At 71.2% G+C, this 24,016-nt stretch carries 16 protein-coding genes and 1 pseudogene; 13 read left to right on the top strand and 4 right to left on the bottom strand.

All coding sequences use genetic code 11. From position 1 onward, the window contains the following. Nucleotides 1-85 precede the first annotated feature (85 nt). The 5 genes and pseudogenes from QSK21_RS06355 to QSK21_RS06335 all read left to right on the top strand — a co-directional run. Complete coding sequence (locus QSK21_RS06355) at nt 86-1,300, top strand: hypothetical protein (protein WP_285694322.1); 1,215 nt, start codon at nt 86-88, stop codon at nt 1,298-1,300. Between the two features lie 24 nt (nt 1,301-1,324). Continuing rightward, on the top strand, nt 1,325-3,028 hold the full coding sequence (locus tag QSK21_RS06350; protein ID WP_285694320.1) for an MmpA family trehalose lipid delivery protein: 1,704 nt from the start codon (nt 1,325-1,327) through the stop codon (nt 3,026-3,028). Further along, nucleotides 3,028-3,159: a hypothetical protein gene (locus tag QSK21_RS06345; protein ID WP_285694319.1), complete on the top strand. Its 132-nt coding sequence runs from the start codon at nt 3,028-3,030 to the stop codon at nt 3,157-3,159. Before QSK21_RS06350 ends, QSK21_RS06345 begins: the two co-directional genes overlap by 1 nt. A 43-nt stretch (nt 3,160-3,202) precedes the next feature. After that, a complete protein-coding gene (locus QSK21_RS06340) occupies nt 3,203-4,447 on the top strand; it encodes a glycosyltransferase family 4 protein (protein WP_285694318.1) in 1,245 nt (414 codons plus the stop codon). 32 nt (nt 4,448-4,479) lie between these two features. Then, a pseudogene (locus tag QSK21_RS06335) lies at nt 4,480-7,590 on the top strand (alpha-(1->3)-arabinofuranosyltransferase domain-containing protein); the annotation flags it as partial. Between the two features lie 976 nt (nt 7,591-8,566). On the opposite strand, the gene QSK21_RS06330 reads toward QSK21_RS06335, so the two are convergent. From QSK21_RS06330 to QSK21_RS06320, 3 genes are all read right to left on the bottom strand, one after another. Next, on the bottom strand, nt 8,567-9,913 hold the full coding sequence (locus QSK21_RS06330; protein WP_285694317.1) for an acyltransferase family protein: 1,347 nt from the start codon (nt 9,911-9,913) through the stop codon (nt 8,567-8,569). Then, a complete protein-coding gene (locus tag QSK21_RS06325) occupies nt 9,906-10,691 on the bottom strand; it encodes a class I SAM-dependent methyltransferase (protein WP_285694316.1) in 786 nt (261 codons plus the stop codon). The genes QSK21_RS06330 and QSK21_RS06325 overlap by 8 nt, the downstream gene beginning before the upstream one ends. Nucleotides 10,692-10,768: 77 nt before the next feature. Next, nucleotides 10,769-12,331, bottom strand: coding sequence for an MFS transporter (locus QSK21_RS06320; RefSeq protein WP_285694315.1), 1,563 nt, complete (start codon nt 12,329-12,331; stop codon nt 10,769-10,771). 84 nt (nt 12,332-12,415) lie between these two features. Here QSK21_RS06320 and pgfA point away from each other — a divergent pair, with 84 nt between their 5' ends. Further along, the gene (gene pgfA / locus QSK21_RS06315; RefSeq protein WP_285694314.1) at nt 12,416-13,432 is read left to right on the top strand and encodes a cell envelope lipid trafficking protein PgfA; all 1,017 of its coding nucleotides are present in this window, start codon (nt 12,416-12,418) and stop codon (nt 13,430-13,432) included. A gap of 96 nt (nt 13,433-13,528) precedes the next feature. Further along, nucleotides 13,529-14,641, top strand: a complete 1,113-nt coding sequence (locus QSK21_RS06310; RefSeq protein ID WP_285694313.1) for an NAD(P)H-dependent flavin oxidoreductase — start codon at nt 13,529-13,531, stop codon at nt 14,639-14,641. Nucleotides 14,642-14,716: 75 nt separating this feature from the next. Here QSK21_RS06310 and QSK21_RS06305 read toward each other — a convergent pair whose 3' ends face one another. Next, on the bottom strand, nt 14,717-15,529 hold the full coding sequence (locus QSK21_RS06305) for a crotonase/enoyl-CoA hydratase family protein (protein WP_285694312.1): 813 nt from the start codon (nt 15,527-15,529) through the stop codon (nt 14,717-14,719). Between the two features lie 166 nt (nt 15,530-15,695). On the opposite strand from QSK21_RS06305, the gene QSK21_RS06300 reads away from it, so the two are divergent. The 6 genes from QSK21_RS06300 to QSK21_RS06275 all read left to right on the top strand — a co-directional run bounded on the left by QSK21_RS06300 (nt 15,696) and on the right by QSK21_RS06275 (nt 22,859). Continuing rightward, nucleotides 15,696-17,261, top strand: a complete 1,566-nt coding sequence (locus QSK21_RS06300; protein ID WP_285694311.1) for an acyl-CoA synthetase — start codon at nt 15,696-15,698, stop codon at nt 17,259-17,261. After that, nucleotides 17,251-18,183: a Zn-ribbon domain-containing OB-fold protein gene (locus QSK21_RS06295; RefSeq protein ID WP_285694310.1), complete on the top strand. Its 933-nt coding sequence runs from the start codon at nt 17,251-17,253 to the stop codon at nt 18,181-18,183. Before QSK21_RS06300 ends, QSK21_RS06295 begins: the two co-directional genes overlap by 11 nt. Then, nucleotides 18,183-19,223, top strand: a complete 1,041-nt coding sequence (locus QSK21_RS06290; protein ID WP_285694309.1) for a thiolase family protein — start codon at nt 18,183-18,185, stop codon at nt 19,221-19,223. Before QSK21_RS06295 ends, QSK21_RS06290 begins: the two co-directional genes overlap by 1 nt. Next, nucleotides 19,223-20,380, top strand: a complete 1,158-nt coding sequence (locus QSK21_RS06285) for a thiolase family protein (protein WP_285694308.1) — start codon at nt 19,223-19,225, stop codon at nt 20,378-20,380. Before QSK21_RS06290 ends, QSK21_RS06285 begins: the two co-directional genes overlap by 1 nt. A gap of 45 nt (nt 20,381-20,425) precedes the next feature. Then, the gene (locus tag QSK21_RS06280; protein WP_285694307.1) at nt 20,426-22,003 is read left to right on the top strand and encodes an acyl-CoA synthetase; all 1,578 of its coding nucleotides are present in this window, start codon (nt 20,426-20,428) and stop codon (nt 22,001-22,003) included. Between the two features lie 286 nt (nt 22,004-22,289). Continuing rightward, nucleotides 22,290-22,859: an SMI1/KNR4 family protein gene (locus QSK21_RS06275; RefSeq protein WP_285694306.1), complete on the top strand. Its 570-nt coding sequence runs from the start codon at nt 22,290-22,292 to the stop codon at nt 22,857-22,859. Nucleotides 22,860-24,016: the final 1,157 nt, after the last annotated feature.

Below are 24,016 nucleotides of genomic sequence, written 5' to 3'. Positions count from 1 at the left end.
CCGGGCGGCGACCGTCGGCAAGCTGTTCCCGGACCGTGATGACCGGCGCCGTCCGGATGAGTGATCTTGCCGTAACGTGGCCCGCATGTCCGATGAGGGGGAGCGTGCGGGGCGCGGGACCGACATGAGCGACAACCCCGCCGATCATGAGGAGAGCGTCCGGGTGACCGTGCCCGAGGTGGAGAAGCCCGAGCCCGGAGGACGATCCGATGCCTCCGCGGCCGGAGAGGACGTGAAGGTCGCGCCCATGGGCGAGACCCCCGCGCCGGAGGGGTCCGGTCCCGGGCCCGAGCCCTGGCAGCCCGCCGCTGCCGGGCGGCCGGAGTTCGGGCAGCCCGAGGCGGGGCGGCCGGCGCAGCGGCAGTTCGACGACTCGCTGTTCGACGGCGATGGCGACCCGCAGTACGCCGGTGTGACGCCCACGGGCCCGTCGGCGCCGCCGAAGCCGGGCAAGCCGAGCAGCGGCAACTGGCAGATGCCGGAGTGGATGGCCGACGAGCAGGCGGCGGACGCCAAGCTCGGCCGCTCCTCGGGCGACTCCTTCGACGAGGGCGGCGGCCGTGGCCGGGTCGCCCTGCTGGCCGGGGTCGGCGTGCTGGTGCTGGCGCTTCTGGCGGCGGGCGCGGTGTACCTGCTCCAGCAGCGCGGCGACGACGGCGGCGGCGAGAAGCAGGGCGCCTCGGGGCAGACCGCGAGCGCGGGCGAGCCGCAGGAGCCGCAGGTCGAGATGCCGCCGGACAAGCCGCTGCGGCGGTTCCCCGGGCGGCCCAGCAGGCTCGTCGGCATGGTGACCGACCCGATGTCGGGGCTGGCCTACCCGCGGCTGGCGGCGCCGTGGCAGCTCCCGACCAAGGCGAACAAGCTCGGCACGTCCGGCTGGTCCGGGCAGCAGGTGCTGGTGACGGAGCGGTCCGGCGGCGGGCTCTGGTACGGGCAACTGCTCGTCGGCAGGCTGAACCCGGGCCTACAGAGCTCCTACACCGGGCCGGAGAGCGTGCAGTCCGTGGCGGTCCTGGCGGCCAAGAACATCGAGGCGCAGTACTACGGCTTCCCCCACAAGTCGGCGCCGCTCGCCTCGCAGGCGCTGACCGTGGACGGGCGCAAGGGCTGGCTGGTCGCGTCGTACCTGACCTACAAGCGGGCGGGTGTCCGCGCCACCGGTGAGGTGGTGGCGACGCTGGTGGTCGACAACGGCCGTCCGGTGCCCGCGGTGGTGTTCGCCTCCGTGCCCAACACCCACCGCACGATGTGGCCCGACATCAACCAGTTCTTCGCCAGGCTGCGCATCGTCGCCTCCTGACCCGACCGAGGGCCTCGATGCCTGATGGACGGCCGGACGCGGCACCTCGCCGCCGCCCTCACCGGGTTCGGGCTCGGGCTGGCGGCGCTGGGACCGGGGCTCGCGCCCGGTTTCCTGCTGTCCTACGACATGGTGTTCGTCCCCGATCCGGCGTTCACGCCGATGACGTTCGGGCTGACCGGGTCGGTGCCGCGCCAGGTGCCCAGCGACGCCGTCGCGGCCGCCCTGGGCACGGTGGTGCCCGCGTGGGTCGCGCAACGGCTGCTGCTGCTCGCGGTGTTCGTGATGGCGTGTACGGCGGCGGCGTCGCTGGTGCCGTCCCGGCGGCTGGTGCCGAGGCTGGTCGCGGGTGTCTGCTACGCGTGGAACCCGTTCGTCGCCGAGCGTCTGCTCCTGGGGCAGTGGGCTCTGCTCTTGGGGTACGCGGCGCTGCCCTGGGTGGTGGCCGCCGCGTCGCGCGCGGATGAACACGGCGGTGGCCGCCGCCTGGTTCGCGCCCTGATCCCGGCGGCGATCGGCGGTTACGGGCCGCTCACCGTCTCCGGCATCGCCGCGCTGGCCGTGGCGGTGACCCGGGGACGGCGTGCTGGGGTCGCCAAGGTGCCCGCCGTCCTCGCCGTGCTGAGCCTGCCGTGGCTGGTGCCCGGACTGTTGCGTCCTGGGGGAGTGCCCGGAGAGGGGGTGGCGGTCGAGGCGTTCGCCGCCCGCGCGGACACCCCGTTCGGAACGCTGGGCAGTCTGCTTCTCCTGGGTGGTGTGTGGAACGGCGAGACGGTCCCCATCGGGTACGGGGCACCGGTGACCGCCGCACTCTGGGGAGCGGTGGTGCTGAGCGCGTTGTTGGCGTACGGGGCCTACGGCCGGCGTAGCGAACGCATGGCGCCATGGTGGCGTGGGGCGGCGATCGCGGCGGCGGCGGGGTTCGCCGCAGCCTCCCTGGGCGCGGTCGTGCCCTCCCTGCTCGAAGGGGCGATCGACCTCTGGTCGGGGTTTGCGGTGCTCCGCGACGGCCAACAGTTCGTCGCGCCCCTGGCGGTCGTGGTCGCGGTGGGCCTGGCCCTGGCGGCGGACAAGGTGCTCGAAACCGGGCACTCGGCGGTCGCCTACGGGGCCCTGCTCGCACCCTTCGCCCTGTTGCCGTCCCTGGCATGGGGCGCCGGTGGCCAGTTGCGGTCCGTGGACTACCCGGGCGACTGGGCGCGGGCACGGCAGATCATCGACGCCGACCCGGTCGCAGGGGATGTCCTCGTCCTCCCCTGGGCCTACTACCGCAGCTACCCCTGGAACCATGGCCGCCGCGTTCTGGACCCGCTGCCCCGCTACCTGCACCGCCGGGTGATCGTGAACGACGCGCTCCGCGTGGGCGACGCCACCGTCCCGTCCGAGGACCCCAAGGCACGGCGGCTGGACGGGGCGATCAGGTCGGGCGCGCCGCTGACCGCGACCCTGCGCGAGGCGGGCGTGCGGTACGTGGTGGTGGACGTCCGGGACCCGGCGGCGGACCCCGGTCCGCGGCGGCTGCCGGGTGCCGGCACGGTCCTGCGGGGGGACGATCTGCTGCTGTACCGGATCACGGCATCGGATGTGGTCCCGGACAGCGGACCGCCTGTGGCTGCCGTGACTGCTGCCTGGATTGTCATGAGTGGCGCAATCTTCTGGTCAATTGTACTGCGAGCCACTAATGTGTCGGCATTACTGGGCAGTATCCCCCGTCGAAGGGACCCCTGATGCGGATCGCCATCGCAGCTCTGGTCGGTGTCCTGCTCGCCACCGCGGCGTCGTTCAGCGTGGTCCAACTGGCGAGCAGCGCGCAGCAGGACCAGGTCACCGAGCCCCTCTACAACTACGGCAACCGCTGACCCGGAACCCGAGGTCGCGTTCCCCGTGGGCACCCCACGCGGCATGAACGGGATCCGGCTGGCGGTCGTGAACTGGCGCGATCTCTGGCATCCGGCCGCGGGAGGTGCGGAGCGGTACGCGTGGGAGGTGGCGAGGCGGCTCGCGGCGAGGGGCGCCCAGGTCACGTACGTGACGTCCCGCGGGCGCGGGCAGCGTCGCCGCGACCGCGTGGACGGCGTCGACTTCGTCAGGCTCGGCGGCCGTTTCACCGTGTACCCGCTGGTGTTCCTCTGGATGGTCGCCTGCCGCGTCCTGCGCCGCCGGTCGTTCGACGCGGTCATCGACTGCCAGAACGGCATCCCCTTCTTCACACCCTGGGCCCTTCCGAGGCGTGTCGCCGTCTTCTGCCTGATCCACCATGTGCATGACGAGCAGTTCGGGCTGTACTTCCCGCGCTGGGTGGCATGGATCGGCCGGGTCGTGGAGGGGCCGGTGAGCCGCCTGGTCTACCGGCGGCACACGCTGGTGTGCGTCTCCCCGTCCACCCTCAGGGCCGTCCGGGAACGGCTGGGCCGGACGGGGGTGGCCCACATCGTCCCCAACGGCACGACGGTCGCCCGTCCGTCGGGGCGGGTCCAGTCCCCGCCCGGCGACCCGGAACTGGTGTGCGTCACCCGGCTGGTGGCGCACAAGCGGGTGGAACGGCTGCTCGGCATGGCCGAGCATCTTCTGGACCTGCATCCCGGGTTACGGCTGAACGTGATCGGCGACGGTCCCGAGCGCCCCGCGCTGGACGCGGAGGTCGCCCGCCGCGGGCTCGGGGGCGTCGTCGTCTTCCACGGCTTCGTGTCCGAGGAGGACAAGGCCGCGCTGGTCGCCCGCGCCGACCTGCACCTCAGCCCGTCCCAGTACGAGGGGTGGGGGCTGAGCGTCATCGAGGCCGCGGCCCTGGGGGTCCCGACCGTCGCCTACAACGTGGACGGGCTGCGCGACGCCGTCCGCGACGGCACGACCGGCTGGCTCGCCGCCGACGACCCGGACTGCCCCGGCGAGCTGGCGGAGGTGACCGCGCGCGCCCTCAAGGAGCTGGCGGACCCGGAACGGCGGCAGGTGATCGCGTCCGCGTGCCGGGACTGGGCGGGCCTGTTCGACTGGACGCGCACGGCGGCGGAATGGTCCCGGCTGATCACGGCGGCGGTGGCGGCGGCCGGGCCGGCGCCGGACGGCACGGCGGCCGTTCCGGGATACGGTGACGCCGGGCCGCGGAGGGTGGAGGAAGCCGTGCGCGACGGCGATGTCCCCCGCTGAGCGGCCCACCAGGGGAAGGAGCCCGCGCGAGAATGGCCGTCGGACAGGCTGAGCCCGATGCCGGGACCGTGGCCGTGGCCGACGTCGATCCACGGCTGCGCGACCGGCTGCGGACGGTGGTGTGCTGCCTGGCGCTGGGCGCGCTGGCGTTCTCCACCCGTCCCGGCGCGATCCTGGCCGACACCAAGATAGACATGGCGCTGAACCCGCTGGGGTTCCTGGGCCGCGCCGTGCATCCCTGGGACCACGAGCAGTTCGGGCAGTTGCAGAACCAGGCGGTCGGCTACCTGTTCCCGATGGGCCCGTTCTACGCGCTCGGCGACCTGCTGGACGTGCCCGCCTGGATCACCCAGCGGTTCTGGTTCGCGCTGCTGATGTGCGCGGCGTTCCTCGGCGTCCGGCTGCTGGCGATGCGGCTGGGCGTCGGCGGCCCCCAGACCCGGCTGGTGGGCGCGGCGGCGTACGCGCTGGCGCCGAATGCGCTGGTGACGATGGGGCAACTGTCCTCGGAGTATCTGCCGGTCGCGATGCTGCCGTGGATGCTCGTTACTCTGGTCACGGCCGTCGAAAGCGGCGACGGCCGGGTACGGGCGGCGGCCCGTTCCGGCATCGCGGTCGCCTGCTGTAGCGGGATCAACGCCAGCGCGACCGTCGCGGTGCTGGTCGTCCCCTTCCTCTACCTGCTGACACGGCCGCGCAGGACGCGGGGACGGGTGCGGCTGCTGGCGTGGTGGTCGGCCGCGGTGGCGGTGGCGACCTCCTGGTGGATCGTGCCCCTCCTGCTGACCGGCACGTACGGGTACAACTGGCTCGCCTACACCGAGCGCGCGGTGACCACCACGGGGCCGACGGGCCTCGTCAACGTGCTGCGCAGCGCGGAGCGCTGGGTCAACTACCTCGTCGTGGACGGGCTGGTGTGGTGGCCGCTCGGGCACGCCCTGTCGCTGGAAGCGCTCCCGATGCTCTGCACCGCGGTCGTGGCGGGGATCGGCCTGGCGGGGCTGGTGCACCGGGCCCTGCCCGAACGCACGTTCCTCCTGCTCTCGCTGCTGTGCGGGGTGGCCATCATCTCGGCCGGCCATATCAGCGACGTGCCGGGGCCGCTGGCCCCGCAGATGCGGGACCTGCTGGACGGGGCGCTCGCCCCCTTCCGCAACCTGTTCAAGTTCGACGCGCTGGTGCGGTTGCCGCTGGCGCTGGGGCTCGCGCACCTGCTCACCGTGGCAGCGCGCAAGCGCGGCGTGGCCTCGGGATGGCCCAGGACCGTCCGGGCGCTGTTGAGCGCGCCCGTGGCCGCGATGGTGGCGCTCGGCGGGATCGGCGTCACCGCCGTCGCGCACGGCCTGGCGGTGCCGGGCGAGTTCACCCAGGTGCCCCGCTACTGGAAGGACGCCGCGACCTGGCTGAACGCCCGCGCCGGGCGGCAGGCGGTGCTCGCGATCCCCGGGGCGCCCTTCGGCGAGTACCTGTGGGGACGTCCCATGGACGACCTGGTCCAGCCCATGCTGACCGCGCGCTGGGGGCTGCGGCAGCTCGTCCCGCAGGGCTCGCCCGGGTACACGCGCGCCCTGGACGCGATCGAGCAGCAGGTCAGGGCCGGGAGGAGCTCGCCCGGCCTGGCCGAGTTCCTGGCACGCATGGGCGTCCGCTACGTCCTCGTCCGCAATGACATCCGCAGGGAGACGCTGCGCGGAGGGTGGCCCGCGCGGATCCACCAGGCCTTGGACTCCTCCCCGGGTCTCAGCAAGGTCGCGGCCTTCGGCGAGCCCTTCGGCGGGGACTGGATCGACGACGCGGTCTCGGCGGTGAACCAGAAGTACCAGCCGTTGGAGGTGTACGAGGTCGAGGGCGCGGGGCCGATCGCCGGGCTCGCGCACGCGGACGACCCCGTCCGGGTGTACGGCGGGCCGGAGTCGCTGCTGGCGATGGCCGACGGCGGGGTGCTGCCGCGACGGCCCGTCCTGCTCAACGACGACGCCCCCGAACTCGGTGGCGCGCCCGTGGTGACCGACTCCCCGCGTTTGGTGCGCCGCTCGTACGGAGAACTCCAGCAGTGGTCCCAGACGCTCACGGAGGAGGAGCGTCCGCGCGCCACCGACATCCTGGCCGAGGGCTGGGAACGTTACGCCACCACGGTCACCTATGGCGGCGGCATCCGTAACGTGGTCGCGTCCTCGTCGGCGGCGGGAGACGACGCGATCCCCAACTCCCGCAAGCCCGATGCCGTGCCCTTCGCGGCCCTGGACGGCAACGGGTTCACCGCGTGGGAGACCGGCGGATGGCTCGGCCCCACGGGACAGTGGCTCAGGGTCGACTTCGACCGTCCGCGCTTCGTCCCATGGCTCACTGCGCAGTTCGGCATCCAGCCCAGGCTCGGCCCACCCGTCACCCGTGTCGCCGTGGAGACCGAGCGCGGGGTCGTCGAGCAGCCCGTCCGGGCCGTCACCGACCCGCAGCCGCTACGGTCCCCGGCCGGCACGACACGCTGGCTACGGATCCGCATCACCGCCGTAGCGGTGTCCCCCGCGGACAGGGCGCTCACCCGGGCGGCGATCGCGGAACTGGTGATCGGGGGCGTCAAGCCGACCCGTACCTACACGCTTCCCGCGCCGAAGGCCGGAAACGCGGGCGCCTCCTACATCCTGAGCCGTGCCCCGGGCACGGCGGCGGACTGCATGAAGGGCGCACAGCGCTGGGTCTGCTCGGACTCGCTCGGCACACGCGACGAGGAGAACACCGGTTTCGACCGCATCTTCACGGCCACCACGGCGGGCCGCACCGAGCTGTCGGGCACGGCCGTGCTGACCGACCCCAAGCTGATCGCGCGCTACACGCAGGTCCGCGGGGCGACCAGGGTCGCCGCGTCCTCCGCGAACGTCTCCCATCCCGCCGCCCAGGCCAGGTCCGCCTTCGACGGGGACGAGGGCACCGTCTGGGTCGCCTCGCCGGACGACCTCGAACCCACGCTGGCCGTGCGGTGGCGGCGGCCGGTCAGGCTCTCCAGGCTCGCCCTGACCCGTCCGCCGGGCGCGGGCGGTCCCGTCGAGGTGCTGGTCGAGGGCGTCCGCGGCCAGGCCCGCGAGGTGGTGTCGGACGCGGACGGGCGGATCTCCTTCGCCCCGATGGTCACCGACCGGCTCAGGCTGCGGTTCCGTCCCCGTAGCAGGCTGAACCCGATCCAGGTCGGCGAGCTGGAGGTGCCGGGCGTGCGCCCGGTCCCGGACGTCCGCGCCTTCCCGTTCCAACTGAACTGCGGCTTCGGCCCCCAGGTGCGCGTCGGCTCGGAGACGGTGCCCACCGCTGCCACCGGCACCATGGGCGACCTGCTGGAGGGGCGCCCCCTCACCTTCTGGGCCTGCCGTGACGTCCGCCTCGCGGCGGGCGCCAACAGGCTGTCCTCCGGGCCGTTCGACCCCTTCCGCATCGAGACGGCCGTGCTGGAGCGGCCGTCCACGTTCTCCTCGGTGTCCGCGGCGGACGAGCTGCGGCCCGCCCAGGTGCTGCGATGGGGCGCGGGCGAGCGCGCGCTCCGGGTGGACGCCTCGCGCCGCTCCTTCCTGGTGGTGAACGAGAACTTCAACACCGGGTGGGAGGCGCGCGTCGGCGGTAAGGAACTGCGGCCGGTCCGCCTGGACGGCTGGAAGCAGGGCTGGGTCGTCCCGGCCGGAACCACCGGGACCGTCGAGCTCACCTACCGTCCGGACATCGCGCAGCGCGCCACGGTCGCCATCGGGCTCGGCTTGGTCCTGGTGCTGTTCCTCGTGGCCGTCCGGCCATGGCGTCCGGGACGGGCGCGGGCACGGCCTCCCGTGTCGGCGGGCGTCGGCGCCCCTGCGGCCTTGCCGGGCTGGGCCGTGGTCCCGCTGGCGGCGGGCCTGGGCGGCTGGGTCGCCGGGGTGCCCGGCCATGCCGTCGCGCTGGCAACGGTGCTGGTGTACGGCTGGGCCCGCAGGCGGGAGACGTGGGCGCGGCGGCCGCTGGCCTCCCCGTGGGTGCCCGCCGTGCTGCTGGTGGCCGGTACGGGCTGCCTGGCCACCGGCTACGAGCTGCGGCTGCTGGACAACCCGCTTACGCCGTCCGGCTACCTTGGCGACATCGTGCCCCAGTTGCTCGGCGTGGTCATCCTGGCTCGGGTCGCGGCGGCGCTGTGGCGTCCGCATCGGGCCGGTGGGGAAGATCCGGGAGCGTCGATCGAGCTGCGCTGGGCACGGCCGCCGGTGGACCGCCCGCGTCCGGCGCCTTCCGTGCCTTCCCGGCCGTCCCAGCCTTCCGCCGGGAACGGCCGAGCCGCTGAGCCGGCCGCTCCACCAGGTAGTAGCTCACGGTCGCGACTGCGATGGTCGCCGCGAGCATCAGGGGAAGATCGGTCAGCATATTCCCCCGGAACGAACGGCCGGTCCACTCGTACCAGCCGACGATGACGAACATCTGCCACAGGAACACGCTGTAGGAGATCCGTCCGAGGAAGCGCATCACCGGGTTGCCGAGGATCGCCCCCAGCTCGGCATGCCCCGCGTGCGCCATGGCCACGGGCGCGACGAGCAAGGCCGCGCACAGGCCGTTCAGGACGATGTTCATCAGGGCGGTCCAGAACACGTCCAGCGTCACCAGGTCCAGCGGGCCGGTGAGCGGGGTGGAGGCCATGACGTACACCAGCGCCGCGCCGGTCCAGCAGGCGCCCCAGGAGGCGGCGACGGTCCGGCACAGCCGCGCGACCCGGCCCGCCGGCTCCAGCCGTGCCCAGACGGTGAGCACGGCCAGCGCCATCCCGGTCCCGAACCAGCCGAGCAGGTGCGGCAGCCACAGCCCGATCCGCGGGTTCACCTCGGGGAAGAACATGTGGACCAGATAGGCGAACGAGATCCCCGAGTAGGCGGCGATGCCGATGAGCAGCCGCCGGGCGCGCTTGCCCACCTCGCTCTCCGGCCCCTTGCGCTTGCCGCGCCGCGCGTACCAGGCCAGCGCCCAGGCCGTGGCGGGCAGCGTGACGTACCAGGCGACCTCGACCGAGAGGCTCCAGATCTGGCCGAGGTATTTGGGGCCCAGGTGGCTGCCCCACCACGGGTCGGGCAGGTACGTGTGGGTGAGGGTGAGCAGTGACAGCCATGTCCCAGGGTCGGCGATATGGCCGAGCCCCCCGGTGACCATGAAGCAGATGACCAGAGCCCAGTAGGCGGGCAGGATCCTCAGCGCGCGCTTGCGGAAGTACGTGCGCGTGCCCGGACCGCCGCGCCGTGTGTCCAGGATGGCGGCGGCCCATGGCCGGTACAGCAGGAGGCCGGACAGGGTGAAGAAGACGGGGACGCCGATCTGGCCGCCGTTGAAGAGCCACCCCGCGCTGCCGGGCCTGTAGAGGACTCCGGACGCGCTGGACACGTGGTAGGTCAGCACCGACAGGGCGGCGATGGCCCGTATCCCGTCGAGCGAGTCCTGATGCCCGGAGATCTGGGGCAGGGTGTCACGCATCTCGTGCGCCCGGCCGCTTACACAGAACGAGGGCCAGGTTCCACGTGGCGATCTCCCGCAACCCCGGGATGCGCACGATGCCTTCTGCCCAGCGCGGGTGGTAACGCGGGATTGCGTCCAGCACCTCCACCTCGCGGCAGGACCTAACCCATGCCAGCGCGTCGCCTACGGAGACGGCGTAGAGGCCGTCGCCGAAGCGGTTCTTCGGCGGATGTCCGTACCTGCGCTCGTATCGGCGGGCGGCCCGATGCCCGCCCAGGTAGTGCCAGGGGGAGGTCTCGTGCCCTCCCCAGGGGGACAGCCAGTTGGTGAAGGAGATGTAGACGACGCCCCCGGGCCGGACCACCCGCACCATCTCCCCGGCCATGCGCCACGGGTCCGGTACGTGTTCGAGGGCGTTGGAGGACACGCACACATCGGCGGACGAGGTGCGGAAGGGCAGCGCCAGCGCGCTCGCCGCGAGGGTGTTGCGAGGCGGCTCGCCGTACGCGGTGATCTCCTGAAGGTCGGAGTCGATGGACGTGCAGCGGGCGCCCGCGTCCTGCAACGCCCGCGCGAGGAAGCCCGCGCCCGCGCCCACATCGATGACCGTGGCGCCGTCCAGGTCGGTGTAGGCGGAAAGTTGCCCGACCGTGTCCCGCGCGAGCAAGGTGTAGAAGAAGACGGGGTCGGTCCGCTCCTTGCAAAAGGCCCTCAGCAGTCTGATGGAGCGGGCCAGCGTCGCCTTGTGCCGCGGCGCCGGATCGTCCAGGCGGAGGGTGGGAGGGGCCGTCGGCATGTGGACATACCTCGCGGGACTGACGCGCGTCGTGCGCTCCGCTCGGGGTGAGCCGGGCGCGATGGGTAGGCCGGATATTATCGACGTGTAGATATAAGTCGATAGTCTCCGTCATTGCCCGGATTGTTGCGTGGTTCGCTGCCCGGTCCGCTGCGCCGGCCCGGAGGCGGCGCGTACGGGCCGGTACCCGCGACGCGGCGCGGCAGCAGCGGCGCCAGCAGGGCGGCCAGGGCGAAAGCGGCGGCGCTGAACAGCAGGGCGCGGGCGCCCCAGCCCGCGTACTCCGGGACCGGCGCGGACGGCGGCGCGAGCCCGGACGCCCCGCCGAAGAAGACCACTCCCGCCAGTGCCACGCCCATCGCGTTGCCGAGCTGGATCACCGAGTTGAGCACGCCTGAGGCCGCCCCGGCGTCCGCCGCGGGCAGCTCGCCGAGCACCAGGTTGGACAGGATGGGGATGGTCAGCCCCATCCCGATTCCGGCGCCGACCAGCCACGGCACCAGGTGGCGGGGCGCGAGCGCGGCGCCGTTCGCGGCCCAGGACCAGGCCAGCCCGACGGTGCCCGCCGCCATGATCGGCGTCCCGAGCATGACCAGCGCGCGTGCCCTCGGCTGGCCGAACCGGTTGGTGAGCTGCGCGGTGCAGGCGATGCCCGCGGGCCAGGCCAGCCCGGTCAGCGCGACCTTCAGCGGCGACCAGCCGAGCCCGAACTGCAACGTCCAGGTCAGCACGATGAAGTAGCCCGACACCCCGCAGAACAGCACGAACAGCAGCGCCAGCCCGGCCGTGTAGGACCGGATGCGGAACAGCGACGGCGGGACCAGGACGGCCAGCCCCCGGCGCGCGCGGTGCCGCTGGAGGCGGGCGAAGGCGTACAGGACGGGCACCGCCGCGGCCATCGACACCACCGTCCAGGCGGGCCAGCCCAGCTCCCGTCCCTGGACGAGGGGATAGGCCAGCAGCAGCGCGCCCAGCGTGACCAGCAGCGTGCCCGGGACGTCCAGCCGCGGCGGCCGGTCGGCGCGGGACTCGCGCATCCAGCGCCAGGCGCCCGCCAGCGCTATCGCGCCCACCGGCAGGTTGACCAGGAAGATCAGCCGCCAGCCGAGGGGCAGGTCGCCGCTGAGCAGCAGCCCGCCCAGCACCGGCCCGCCCGCCTGTCCCGCGCCCAGCACGATCCCGTACAGGGAGAGCGCCAGCGTGCGCTGCGGCCCGGCGCGGAACTCCGTCGCGATGATCGACATGACCTGCGGCACCATCACGCCGCCGCACGCGCCCTGAGCCGCCCGCGCCGCGATCAGCAGGCCCGGGGACGGCGCCGCCGCGGCCAGGGCGGAGGCCACGGTGAACCCGGCCACCCCGAGCATGAAGACCCGGCGCCGCCCGTGCACGTCGCCCAGCCGGCCGCCGGCCACCAGCAGCAGCGCGAACGTCAGGGCGTACCCGGCGGTGAACCACTGCCCGGCGGCGTACGAGGCGCCGAGCTCGGTCTGGATCTCGCGCAGCGCCACCCCGACGATCGTCACGTCCACCAGGTCCATGAACGTCGCCAGCAGCACCGCCATCAGCGCCGGCCACTGATGGCGCCGATGGCGTGCCTGGTGACGGCGGGCCCGCCGGGACCGGACGGCAAAGGGCACGGCAACCCTTTCGGGGTGAGAGAGGCGGAATGCCGGTCCTGTAGGGTAACCCGCCGAAGAGGCGCCTTCGCGGAGGTCTTCGGCATGCGGCGACCGGTCGGCTTGATCGTGGTCTGCCTGGGCGCGTTCTGCCTCAGCCTCGCCCCGCTGGTCAGGTTCTACGTGGCCGAGCAGGTGGTGAAGGCGCCGCTGAACCGGTTCCAGACGACCCGGCTGGAGGCCAGGAACGCCACCTACTTCGACTTGGCCGAGCTCAAGCCCAGGTCGGGCGCGACGTTGCGGGCGACCACCATCGTGCGCGGGGACGTGCGCGCCAACGGCGGGAACGACGACATCGCGGTCTGGGACTCCACGACGACCGTCGTCGACATCGCGAACCCGGACAGGCCACTCCAGATCTCCGGCTTCCGGATCGCGTTCGACCGGCGTACCTCCCGGTTGGTGCGGTGCTGCGGGGCGAACGTGGACGGCGACACGAGCGTGCGGATGTCGGGGTACGGGCTGCTGTTCCCGATCGCGGACGTGCGGAAGCGCGACTACCCGTTCTTCGACATGACGACCCGGCGGCCGGTCCCGATGCGGTACTCGGGTGAGGACGAGGTGAGGGGCGTCCGGACCTACCGCTTCGTCCAGCGCGTCCCCGAGACGAAGACCAGCACGATCGGGGTCAGGCTGCCCGCCCGCATGCTGGGCATGGACCCGCGGCTGCCGGACCAGAAGGTGGACCGGTACTCCGCGATCACCGTCACGATGTGGGTGGATCCGCGCACCGGGATCCCCGTCCGGCAGCGGCAGGACATCTCCAGCACCGTGCGGACGCCCGACGGCCGGGGCAGGATGACGGTCGCCTCGGCGGACCTGGTCACCATGCCCGAGTCGGAGCGTTCGCTGGTGGACACCGCGAACGCCGGCGCGCTGAAGATCGAGGCGGCGCGCTCCTGGGTTCCGTTCGGGACCTTCTTGCTCGGCCTGGCGCTGCTCCTGCTGGGCGTGATCGCGGGGCTGCTCGGGTCCCGGCGTTCCGCGCGGTCCGGGCCGCCGGCGCCGCGCCGCTCGGACGGCAGGTTCGGCGCGCCCGCCGCGTCCTCGCGACATCGTTGATACGTGTTCTACCCAGTTATCCAGACCCGGCAAGGTCTCGCATCAAGCCGAATAGAACCTGTTGCAGTTTTCCGGGTGGCGGCCTAGGGTCGAGGCGTGCGGACACGAGTCACCGAGCAATTCGGCATCGAGTACCCCCTCTTCGCGTTCAGTCACTGCCGCGATGTCGTCGCCGCGGTGAGCCGCGCCGGCGGCATGGGCGTCCTCGGCGCCCTGTACTTCTCCCCCGAGGAGCTGGAGCTCGAGCTCAAGTGGATCGACGAGCACGTCGGCGGCAAGCCCTACGGCGTCGACGTGGTGATGCCCGCCAAGTACGAGGGCGCCGACCTCGGTGACGCCGAGGAGATGCTCGGCAAGCTGCAAAGCATGATCCCCGAGGAGCACAAGCGGTTCCTGGAGGAGCTGCTGGCCGAGCACGGCGTCGAGCCGTCCACCGGGTCGGCGCAGCGCGCGCTGCTCGGCTGGACCGACCAGACCGCCCGCCCCCAGGTGGAGATCGCGCTCAAGCACCCGATCGCACTGCTGGCCAGCGCGCTCGGCCCGCCGCCCGCCGACGTGGTCGAGCAGGCGCACGGGCACGGCGTCAAGGTCGCGGGCCTGGCCTCCAACGCCCGCCACGCCCGCAAGCAGGTCGAGGCGGGCGTCGACATCATCGTCGCGCAGGGCACCGAGGCCGGCGGCCACACCGGCGACGTGTCCACGATGGTCCTCATCCCCGAGGTCGTGGACGCGGTCGGCGAGGACACCCTGGTGCTGGCCGCCGGCGGCATCGGCCGCGGCCGCCAGATGGCCGCGGGTCTCGCGCTCGGCGCCGACGGCGTGTGGACGGGCTCCATCTGGCTGACCGTGGACGAGGCCGACACCCCCGAACGCGCGCTCCCCAAGCTGCTGAAGGCGACGTCCCGCGACACCGTCAGGTCCCGCGCCTGGACGGGCAAGCCCGCGCGCTTCCTCAAGACCGCGTGGACGGAGGCGTGGGAGAGCGAACGGTCACCGGGGACCCTCCCGATGCCGATGCAGTTCATGCTGGTCGCCGACGCCCTGCCGCGGATCGCCCGCTCCGGGGACGGCGAGCTGGTCACCTTCCCGGTCGGCCAGATCGTGGGCTCCATGAACCAGGTCAAGCCCGCCGCCCAGGTCGTCTACGACCTCATCGAGGAGTACGTCGAGGCCATCGAGCGCCTGAACGCCATCACCGAGGCGGAGTAGCGGCCGCGCCCCCTGGCCGGACGCCCTGGCCTGACGCCCTGGCCGGATGTCCGGCCAGGGCGTCCGTCGCCCGCCTTACTTGCCCTTGAAGACGGCGGGGCGCTTCTCCTTGAAGGCGCGGGAGCCCTCCTTGGCGTCCTCGGAGCCGATCACCGGCCAGCCGATCTCGTCGGAGACCTTGAGGGCCTCCTCCTCGGGGAGATGCTCGGTCTCGCGGTAGGTGCGCAGGATGGCCTGCACGGCCAGGGGACCGCAGGCCGCGATCTGGTCGGCCAGCTCGCGTGCGGCGGCCAGGGCCCCGCCGCTGGGGACGATCTTGTTGATCAGGCCCATGGCCAGGGCCTCGGACGGGGTGACCGAGCGGGCGGTCAGCAGGAGGTCCATGGCGTTCGCGTAGCCGATCTGGCGGGGGAGACGGATGGCCGAGCCGCCCATGGGGAACAGGCCGCGCCTGGCCTCGTACAGGCCCAGGGTCGCGTCCTCGGCGACGACGCGCAGGTCGGTCCCGACGAGCAGCTCGGTGCCCCCCGCCACGGCGTAGCCCTCGATCGCCGCGATCAGCGGCTTGGTCGGGCGCGCGTCGCGCAGCAGGCCCTTCCAGTGGAAGTCGGGGATCTGGGCCGCGCGTTCCCGGACCCGGGGATCGGACGAGGGCGTGCCCATGGCCTTGAGGTCCGCGCCCGCGCAGAAGTGGCCGCCGGCGCCGGTGAGGATGCCGACGCGCACCTCGGGCGTCGCGGAGATGTAGGCCCACGCGTCCGCCATCCCGACCAGCATCGCCGTGCTGAGGGCGTTGCGCGCCTCGGGACGGTCCAGCGTCACGACGACGACGTGCCCGTCCCGCTCGACGGTGCAGTGCTCGGTGCTGATGGGCAGCCGTTCGGCCATCGCTCCTCCTCCGGCCCCTCCGGGTGACGCCCTGGGGGCATGAAAACAAGAACAGATTCTAGTGATCGTGCTCGGCCGCGAACAGGTCTTGCCCGGCAAAACGAGAACGTGATCTACTTTGGGCCCCGGCACCTGCTGGTGCACCGCGAGCGCCGAGGAGACACCCATGGGGTCGTTGGGCTTTTGGCGGCTGGCGCAGGCCGATCCGGAGTGGGTCGCCGCCGTCGACCCGGACGGGACCGAGCACACCGCAGGCGCGCTGCTCTCGCGGGCCAACCGCCTGGTCCACGGGTTGCGCGCGCTCGGCGTGGAGAAGGGGGACGGGATCTGCGGCCTCGTCCCCAACGGGGTGGACGGGCTGGTGCTGTATCTGGCCGCGCTCCAGGCCGGCTGGTACTACACCCCGATCAACTGGCATCTGACCGGGCCCGAGATCGGCTACATCGTGGCCGACTCCGAGGCCAAGGCGTTCTTCGTCCACGACCGGTACGCGCAGGAGGGCGCGCGGGCGGCCGAGGAGTCGGGCATCGACCCGCGCCGCCGCTTCGCGTTCGGCGCGGTCGAGGGCTTCCGGTCGTACGAGGAACTGGTGGACGGCCGGCCGGACACCCTCCCCGAGGACCGCAGCAACGGCGCCACCATGCACTACACGTCCGGGACGACCGGCCGTCCCAAGGGGGTGCGGCGGGCGCTGGCCGGGATCGACCCCGATGACAGCGCCGAGCTGATGGGCTTCCTGCTGACGCTGTTCGGCATCCCGCCGGGGGCGCCCGCCGGGCAGCCCCCGCAGGCCCACCTGGTGACGTCGCCGAACTACCACACGGCCGTCACCCAGTTCGGCGGTACGGCGCTGCACATGGGCCACACCCTCGTCTACATGGACCGGTGGGACGCCGAGGACTGCCTCCGTGCCATCGAGAAGTACTCCATCACCAACACGCACATGGTGCCGACCCACTTCAAACGGCTGGTGTCGCTCCCTGAGGAGACGCGCAGGCGGTACGACGTGTCGTCCATGAAGTGGGCGATCCACGCCGCCGCGCCCTGCCCCGTCCCGCTCAAGTGGCAGATGCTCGACTGGTGGGGCGACTGCATCTGGGAGTACTACGCGGCCACCGAGGGAGGCGGGACGATCGCCAGCCCGCAGGACTGGCGGGAGCATCCGGGCACGGTCGGCAAGGCGTGGCCGATCAGTGAGCTGCTCATCGTGGACGAGGACAACGACCCCGTCCCGGCGGGGACGCCCGGCACGATCTACATGAAGATGGCCGGGGTCGAGTTCGAGTACAAGGGCGACCGGGAGAAGACGGAGAAGAACCGGCTCAAGGACTACTTCACGGTCGGCGACATCGGCTACCTGACCGAGGACGGCTTCCTGTTCCTGTCCGACCGCAAGGCCGACATGATCATCTCGGGCGGGGCCAACATCTACCCGGCCGAGATCGAGAACGAGATCGTGATGCATCCCAAGGTCGCGGACGTGGCCGTGTTCGGCATCCCCGACGAGGAGTGGGGCGAGCAGATCAAGGCCGTCGTGGAACCGGCCGCGGGCGCCGAGCCGGGGCCGGACCTGGCCGCCGAGATCCTGTCGTCGCTGGAGGGCCGGCTGGCGAAGATGAAGTGGCCACGGTCGATCGACTTCATCGAGGCGATGCCGCGCGAGCCCAACGGCAAGCTCCTCAAACGGAAGCTGCGCGACCCGTACTGGAAGGACCACGAGCGTGCCATCTGACGCCCTCACCCACGTCCTGGAGTTCCCCGGCGGGTACACCCGCTCGGTGGGGCCGGTGATCGGGCGGTTCCTGAGCGAGCTGCGCGACGGCCGCCTGGTCGGGGTGCGGACACGGGACGGGAAGGTGCTGGTCCCGCCCACCGAGTACGACCCGGCCACCGGCGAGGCGGTCACCGGGGAGTTCGTCGAGGTCGGCCCGGCCGGCACCGTCCAGACCTGGTCGTGGGTGGGACGGCCGCTGAGCGGCCACCCGCTGGACCGGCCGTTCGCGTGGGCGCTGGTCCGCCCGGACGGCGCGGACACCGCCCTGCTGCACGCCCTCGACCTCGGCGTGTTCGAGGAGGGCGCGAAGCCGCCCCGCTTCCTGAAGACCGGGCTGCGGGTCCGGCCCAAGTGGCGGGCCGAGCGGACGGGGGCGATCGGCGACATCGAGTGCTTCCTGCCCGAGGTCACCATGATCAACGCGCCGGCCCGGGTGGAGTACCGGCTGCGCGCCGGCCGGGCGCAGGAGCGGTTCCTGGAGGGCATCGCCGAGGGCAGGATCCTCGGTCACCGGTGCGGCGTGTGCGGGCAGGTGATCGTGCCGATGAAGGGCATGTGCTCCAAGGACGGCGTGCCGACCACCGAGGAGGTGGAGCTGCCCGACACCGGCACGGTCACCACCTTCGCGGTCAACAACCTCCCCGACCCGCGCGCCCCCGAGGTGCCGTTCGTGTCCGCCTACGTCCTGCTGGACGGCGCGGGCATGCCGATGCTCGCCCTGGTCGCGGGCATCCCGGCGGACCAGGTGCGAATGGGCATGCGGGTGAAGGCGGCCTGGCGTCCCCGCGAGGAGTGGGAGGCGTCCATGGCCAACATCAAGTGGTTCGAGCCCCTCGACGAGCCCGACGTCCCCTTCGAGCAGATCAAGGACCACGTGTGATGACCCGGACGGACATCGCCGTCGTCGCGTTCGCGCAGACCCGGCACACCGCCGAGGACTCCGGGCTGTCGGAGGTCGAGCTGCTGGCGCCGGTGATCACCGAGATCAAGGAGCGGACGGGCCTGACCCGGTTCGGGTTCACCTGCTCGGGCTCCAACGACTACCTGGCGGGGGCGCCGTTCTCGTTCGTGTCCGGACTGGACGCGGTGGGGGCCTGGCCGCCCATCTCCGAGAGCCATGTGGAGATGGACGGGGCCTGGGCCCTGTACGAGGCGTGGGTGAGGCTGCTGCACGGCGATGTCGACACCGCGCTGGTGTACGGGTTCGGCAAGCCCTCGCAGGGCGTGCTGCGCGAGATCATGACGTTGCAGCTCGACCCGTACTACCTGGCGCCGCTGGGCGTCGACCAGGTGTCGCTGGCCGCGTTGCAGGCCCGCGCGTACCTGGAGCGGTCGGGCGCCAAGGAGGACGACCTGCGCGCCGTGGCGGCCAGGTCCCGCGCCGCCGGACGCGACAACCCGTACGCCCTCGACCTGCCCGAACCGGACGCGGACGAGGGCTACGACGTCGCGCCGCTGCGCCCGTACGACATCGCGCCGATCACCGACGGCGCCGCCGCGGTGGTGCTCGCGGCCGGTGACAGGGCGCGCGAGCTGTGCGAACGGCCCGCGTGGATCCGCGGCATCGACCACCGCAGCGAGCCGCACTCGCCGGGCGCCCGCGACCTGTCCCGTTCGGAGGCGGCCCGGCTCGCCGCGGAGAAGGCGGGCGCCGCCGGCATCGAGGTGGCCGAGCTGCACGCGCAGTTCACGCACGAGGAGCTGATCCTGCGGGAGGCGCTGGGGCTCGGCGACGACGTCACGGTCAACCCGTCCGGCGGGGCGCTGTCGGCCAACCCGGTGATGGCCGCCGGGCTGATCCGCATCGGCGAGGCCGCGTCCCGAATCCACGACGGCTCGGCCACCCGGACGCTCGGTCACGCCTCGAGCGGTCCGTGCCTCCAGCAGAACCTGGTCTGCGTCCTCTCGGGAGGAGACTGATGGGTAACCCGTGCGCGGTCATCGGCGTCGGGCAGACCGCCTACAAGACCAAGCGGCTGGACGTGTCGATGGCCGGGCTGCTGCGGGAGGCGGCGGTACGGGCGCTCGACGACGCCGGTCTGACCTGGAACGACATCGACGCGGTCGTGATCGGGAAGGCGCCCGACCTGTTCGAGGGCGTGATGATGCCCGAGGCGTACCTGGCCGACGCGCTGGGCGCCGCCGGCAAGCCGATCATGCGGGTGCACACGGCGGGCTCGGTGGGCGGGTCGACCGCGATCGTGGCGGCCGGGCTGATCCAGGGCGGGGTGCACGACCGGGTGCTGACCGTGGCGTGGGAGAAGCAGTCGGAGTCCAACGCCACCTGGGCGCTGACCGTCGGCTCGCCGTTCTCTACGTCCCTGGTCGTCGGGGCGGGCGGGTACTTCGCGCCGTACATCCGCGCGTACATGCGCCGCTCCGGCGCCCCCGACCACATCGGGACGCTGGTCGCGGTCAAGGATCGGCGGAACGCGCTGAAGAACCCGTACGCGCACCTGAAGATCCCCGGTATCTCCCGCGAGATGGTCGAGTCGACGCCGATGCTGTGGGAGCCGATCCGCTACCTGGAGACGTGCCCGTCCTCCGACGGCGCCTGCGCGATGGTGCTGGCGTCCGAGGAGGCGGCGCGCATGGCCCCGAACAGGCCCGCGTGGGTGCACGGCACCGCGATGCGCTCCGAGCCGATCGCCTTCGCGGGACGCGACACCGTCAGCCCGCAGGCGGGCAAGGACTGCGCGGCGGACGTGTACCGGCAGGCCGGCATCACCGATCCGCGCCGCGAGCTGGACTGCGCCGAGGTGTACGTGCCGTTCTCCTGGTACGAGCCGATGTGGCTGGAGAACCTGGGGTTCTGCGGTGAGGGCGAGGGCTGGAAACTGACCGAGGCGGGCGCGACCGCGCTGGACGGGGACATTCCCTGGAACGCCTCGGGCGGCGTGCTGTCGTCCAACCCGATCGGCGCGTCGGGGATGATCCGGTTCGCCGAGGCGGCGCTCCAGGTGCGCGGGCTCGCCGGGGAGCACCAGGTGGACGGTGCGCGCCGCGCGCTCGGCCACGCCTACGGCGGCGGCTCGCAGTTCTTCGCGATGTGGATCGTCGGCTCGGAGCGGCCCTGACGGAAGACCCCGAAACCCACCCCTGATCTCCGGAGGCGGATTCCGATGGAGTTCAACCACGCCGATCTCTTCGAGGGAGTCGCCGACGCGGTCGGGGACCGTGTCGCGCTGGTCTGCGGCGACCGGCGGCTCACCTACGCCGAGCTGGACGCGGAGGCCAACCGGCTCGCGCACCACCTGGAATCGGTCGGCGTGGAACCCGGCCGGCACGTCGCCATGCAGATGTACAACTGCGTCGAGTACGCGATCGCGCTGCTGGCCGTGCTGAAGATCCGGGCGGTGCCGATCAACGTCAACTACCGGTACGTCAGGAGCGAGCTGCTGTACCTGTACCGCGACTCCGACAGCGTGGCCCTGCTGTACGACGCCGAGTTCGACGAGCGGGTGGCGGAGACCGTGTCCGAGGTGCCGGGCCTGCGCCACTACATCGTGGTGGGCGGTGAGTCGTCGATCCCCGGCGCGGTCACCTACGAGGAGGCCCTGGCGGGGCAGCCGGACACCCGGGGCTTCGGTCCACGGTCCGAGGACGACACCTACATCATCTACACCGGCGGGACCACCGGCATGCCCAAGGGCGTGATGTGGACCCTGAAGAACCTGCTGTTCGGCTTCTGGAACCCGGCGCTGCCTCGTCCCGGCGTACCCCAGGACGTGGTGGACAACGCGCGCAACTCGGGTCCGCTCGTGATGATGGCCGCCGCGCCGCTGATGCACGGCGCGGCCCAGCTCGGCACGTGGATCGGCTGGTTCATTGGCGCGACCCTCGTGTACGTCCGCCGGTTCGACGCCGCCGAGGTGTGGCGCGCCGTGGAGCGCGAGAAGGTCAACTCGATGACCATCACCGGTGACGCGATGGCGATCCCGATGGTGGAGGAACTGGAGCGGGGCGGCTCCTACGACCTGTCCTCGCTGATCACGCTGGCCTCGACCGGCGCCATCCTCACCGGCACGGTCCGCGACCGCCTGGCGGCGGCGCTGCCGAACGTCATCATCATGGACCGGTTCGGCTCCACCGAGTCGGGCTCCACGGCCGAGGCCGTGGCCGGGTCCACGCCGGAGAAGGGCCTGCGCTTCGCGCCCGACGTCGAGGACGTGGCCGTGCTGAACGACGCGTTGCAGCCGGTCAAGCCGGGCTCGGGGGTCATCGGCCAGGTCGCCCGCACCGGCTACATCGCCAGCGGCTACTACAACGACCCGGAGAAGACGGCCAAGACGTTCCCCGTGGCGGCGGACGGGGTGCGCTGGCTGCTCACCGGCGACATCGCCACGGTCGACGAGGACGGCAGCATCGCGGTGTACGGGCGCGGCTCGCAGGCCATCAACACCGGGGGCGAGAAGGTCTTCCCCGAGGAGGTCGAGGCCGTCCTGAAGGGCCATCCGTCAGTGTTCGACGCCGTCGTCACCGGCATCCCAGACGAACGCTTCGGCCACCGCGTGGCCGCCGTCATCCAGCCGCACGGCGAGACCCCGTCCACCAAGGACCTGGACGCCCACTGCCGCAAGCACCTGTCCGGCTACAAAGTCCCGCGCAGCTACGCATTCGTGGAAGAGATGCAACGCTCCCCAGCCGGCAAGGCCGACTACCGCTGGGCCAAACAAGTAGCCCAACAGTCCGCAGACTGATCAGTCCACCCGGTCGCCCAGCGTCTCAACCGTTTCGTGCCTACGTTGACATGCATGCAGAAGCCGGTGATCTTTCCGGTCATGAGTGGCCTTGAGAGGCAGGTGGTCACTGCAGCCAGAGCTGGGCAGCAGGTGAATTGGGCGCGTCCTATTTATAGGCGAGGTAACCTTCAACCGGATATGATCAGGTTGATCGCACGCGGGCGGTATCCTGACGGCAGACCAGGCATCGAACTGGACCGCTGCGTCATCAACAGGAAGCTTTCGCGGGCGAGGGTGGAGACCTGTGGCGGATTTTGCGGACCTTGAGCGTATTATCGGGCCACCCAATCATCCGGCCGCGCCCCCCGACTGGCACGGAATAGAGGAAGGGCTGGGGTTTCGATTTCCAATCGACTACAAGAGGTTTTTTGACCTGTACTGCTACGTGCAATTCGACAAGTACCTGATGGTCTATCATCCCGGGCTGGATGTCGAAATGCGTCGCCGACGGGCAATCAGCGCGCTGGACTCCCTGCACGCGCTGGCGGTGGAGCAGGGTAGCATCAGCATCGTCGATGACTATGGAGACTTCGTCCGCGAGCAACCGCCCTTTCCCTTCTTTCCCACTCAGGGCGGACTGATTCCGTGGGGAGCGACAGAGGGTGGTGAAGTATGTATGTGGCTCATGGCCGACCCCGTTCCAGAGAAATGGCCGATAGTTGTTAGCGACGGAGTGGAATGGTGGTTGCATTCGGCAGGGTTTGCTGACTTCATTGTGGATGTGATGCGGGGCTCTGTACAATGCCCAATCTTCTCGAAAGATTTTCCCGGCAGCGACCGAATCGATCAATTCCCGATCGAGCGATTTGGGTAAAGCCGCCGTCGAGCAAGGTCGAATCTGGGTGATGCTGCGCCGGCGAACTAGTGTCCTGAGTCAATAGTTCGTTGGCAGCCGATAGGTGTGGGGATGCCGAGCTCGAAGCTTGAACCGGTGGTGTCCGAGGAGGAGCGGTTTGTGGAGAGACATGGCTCATATTGCAGACCTTGAACAGCTTATCGGGCCAGCCCAACACGCAGCCGCACCACCCGACTGGGATGATGTTGAGGCACGGCTGGGACTGCCAACTACCGGCAGACTATAAGCGTCTATTCGATACATACTGCTACCTCGAATTTGACGATTACCTGATGGTCTACCATACGGTGGGCTGCTTCCATGGGCAGTAACCGGGGGAGGTCACTCTTGCATGTGGTTGACGTCGACTTCGTCACCGGAGCACTGGCCGGTGGTTGTCAGCGATGGAATCGAATGGTGGCAATACCCGGGGAATTTCGTTGATTTCCTCATGGAAGTGATGAACTTTTACCGGCCATGTCCGCTCTTTCCGAAAAATTGGCCACGAAGCAGCTTGGTGGATCAATGTTCCATAGACGCATTTGGGTGATCGGGGTCTCGCAGGTACAGCTCCCGGTCGATGAGCACCCGCTGTTTGTTGGGGTCGACATGGGAGGCGAACACCTGACATGGCAGTTGGTGATTTACCCGCGATGCCGGTGAAGTGCCGCTGCACCCCGGCCGAGCAGCGGCCCTTCTTCTCAGTTGCGCTGCCGGGGTTCGTGGGGCTCCGTTCGCGCCGCCGAGGCCAGTCCGCCTTGGCGTTGAAGTGGCCGGAGGGCGGGGGCGTCAGCGGGGTGGTGTAAGTGTTGATCTCGGCGACCTGGACGTCATGGACCAGCTCGCCGGTGTCGGGGTCGATGACGTCGGTGGGTAGTGGATCTGCCGTCACGCCTCATCGCCGATGGCCCGCCGGATGGAAGAGTTCATCCTGGTTGTGATGGGAAAGTAGGCTCCGGCCCGGCGGCAGGCGGCCACCACATCGGCGGTGTAGAACTGCGCGTCGACCTAGGCCGTGTTTAAGAAGTCTTGTCCCGGGTCGGCATGTCGTGTCTGGAGATGAGTGAGGTCTCCGGTAGATGGATCAACGACCAAGAAGACCATCTACACGGAGACCTCGGTGGCCAGGGTATCGA

Source organism: Actinomadura sp. NBRC 104412 (assembly GCF_030269515.1).
Taxonomy (GTDB): domain Bacteria; phylum Actinomycetota; class Actinomycetes; order Streptosporangiales; family Streptosporangiaceae; genus Spirillospora.
Note: the sequence above shows the minus strand (reverse complement) of the source record. Positions and strands in the feature narration are given on the sequence as shown.

Excerpts from the sequence above, each read along its gene's own strand:
- QSK21_RS06355 (WP_285694322.1), top strand. The coding sequence starts at position 86 with ATGTCCGATGAGGGGGAGCGTGCGGGGCGCGGGACCGACATGAGCGAC.
- QSK21_RS06350 (WP_285694320.1), top strand. The coding sequence starts at position 1,325 with ATGGACGGCCGGACGCGGCACCTCGCCGCCGCCCTCACCGGGTTCGGG.
- QSK21_RS06345 (WP_285694319.1), top strand. The coding sequence starts at position 3,028 with ATGCGGATCGCCATCGCAGCTCTGGTCGGTGTCCTGCTCGCCACCGCG.
- QSK21_RS06340 (WP_285694318.1), top strand. The coding sequence starts at position 3,203 with ATGAACGGGATCCGGCTGGCGGTCGTGAACTGGCGCGATCTCTGGCAT.
- QSK21_RS06330 (WP_285694317.1), bottom strand. The coding sequence starts at position 9,913 with ATGCGTGACACCCTGCCCCAGATCTCCGGGCATCAGGACTCGCTCGAC.
- QSK21_RS06325 (WP_285694316.1), bottom strand. The coding sequence starts at position 10,691 with ATGCCGACGGCCCCTCCCACCCTCCGCCTGGACGATCCGGCGCCGCGG.
- pgfA (WP_285694314.1), top strand. The coding sequence starts at position 12,416 with ATGCGGCGACCGGTCGGCTTGATCGTGGTCTGCCTGGGCGCGTTCTGC.
- QSK21_RS06305 (WP_285694312.1), bottom strand. The coding sequence starts at position 15,529 with ATGGCCGAACGGCTGCCCATCAGCACCGAGCACTGCACCGTCGAGCGG.
- QSK21_RS06300 (WP_285694311.1), top strand. The coding sequence starts at position 15,696 with ATGGGGTCGTTGGGCTTTTGGCGGCTGGCGCAGGCCGATCCGGAGTGG.
- QSK21_RS06290 (WP_285694309.1), top strand. The coding sequence starts at position 18,183 with ATGACCCGGACGGACATCGCCGTCGTCGCGTTCGCGCAGACCCGGCAC.
- QSK21_RS06285 (WP_285694308.1), top strand. The coding sequence starts at position 19,223 with ATGGGTAACCCGTGCGCGGTCATCGGCGTCGGGCAGACCGCCTACAAG.
- QSK21_RS06280 (WP_285694307.1), top strand. The coding sequence starts at position 20,426 with ATGGAGTTCAACCACGCCGATCTCTTCGAGGGAGTCGCCGACGCGGTC.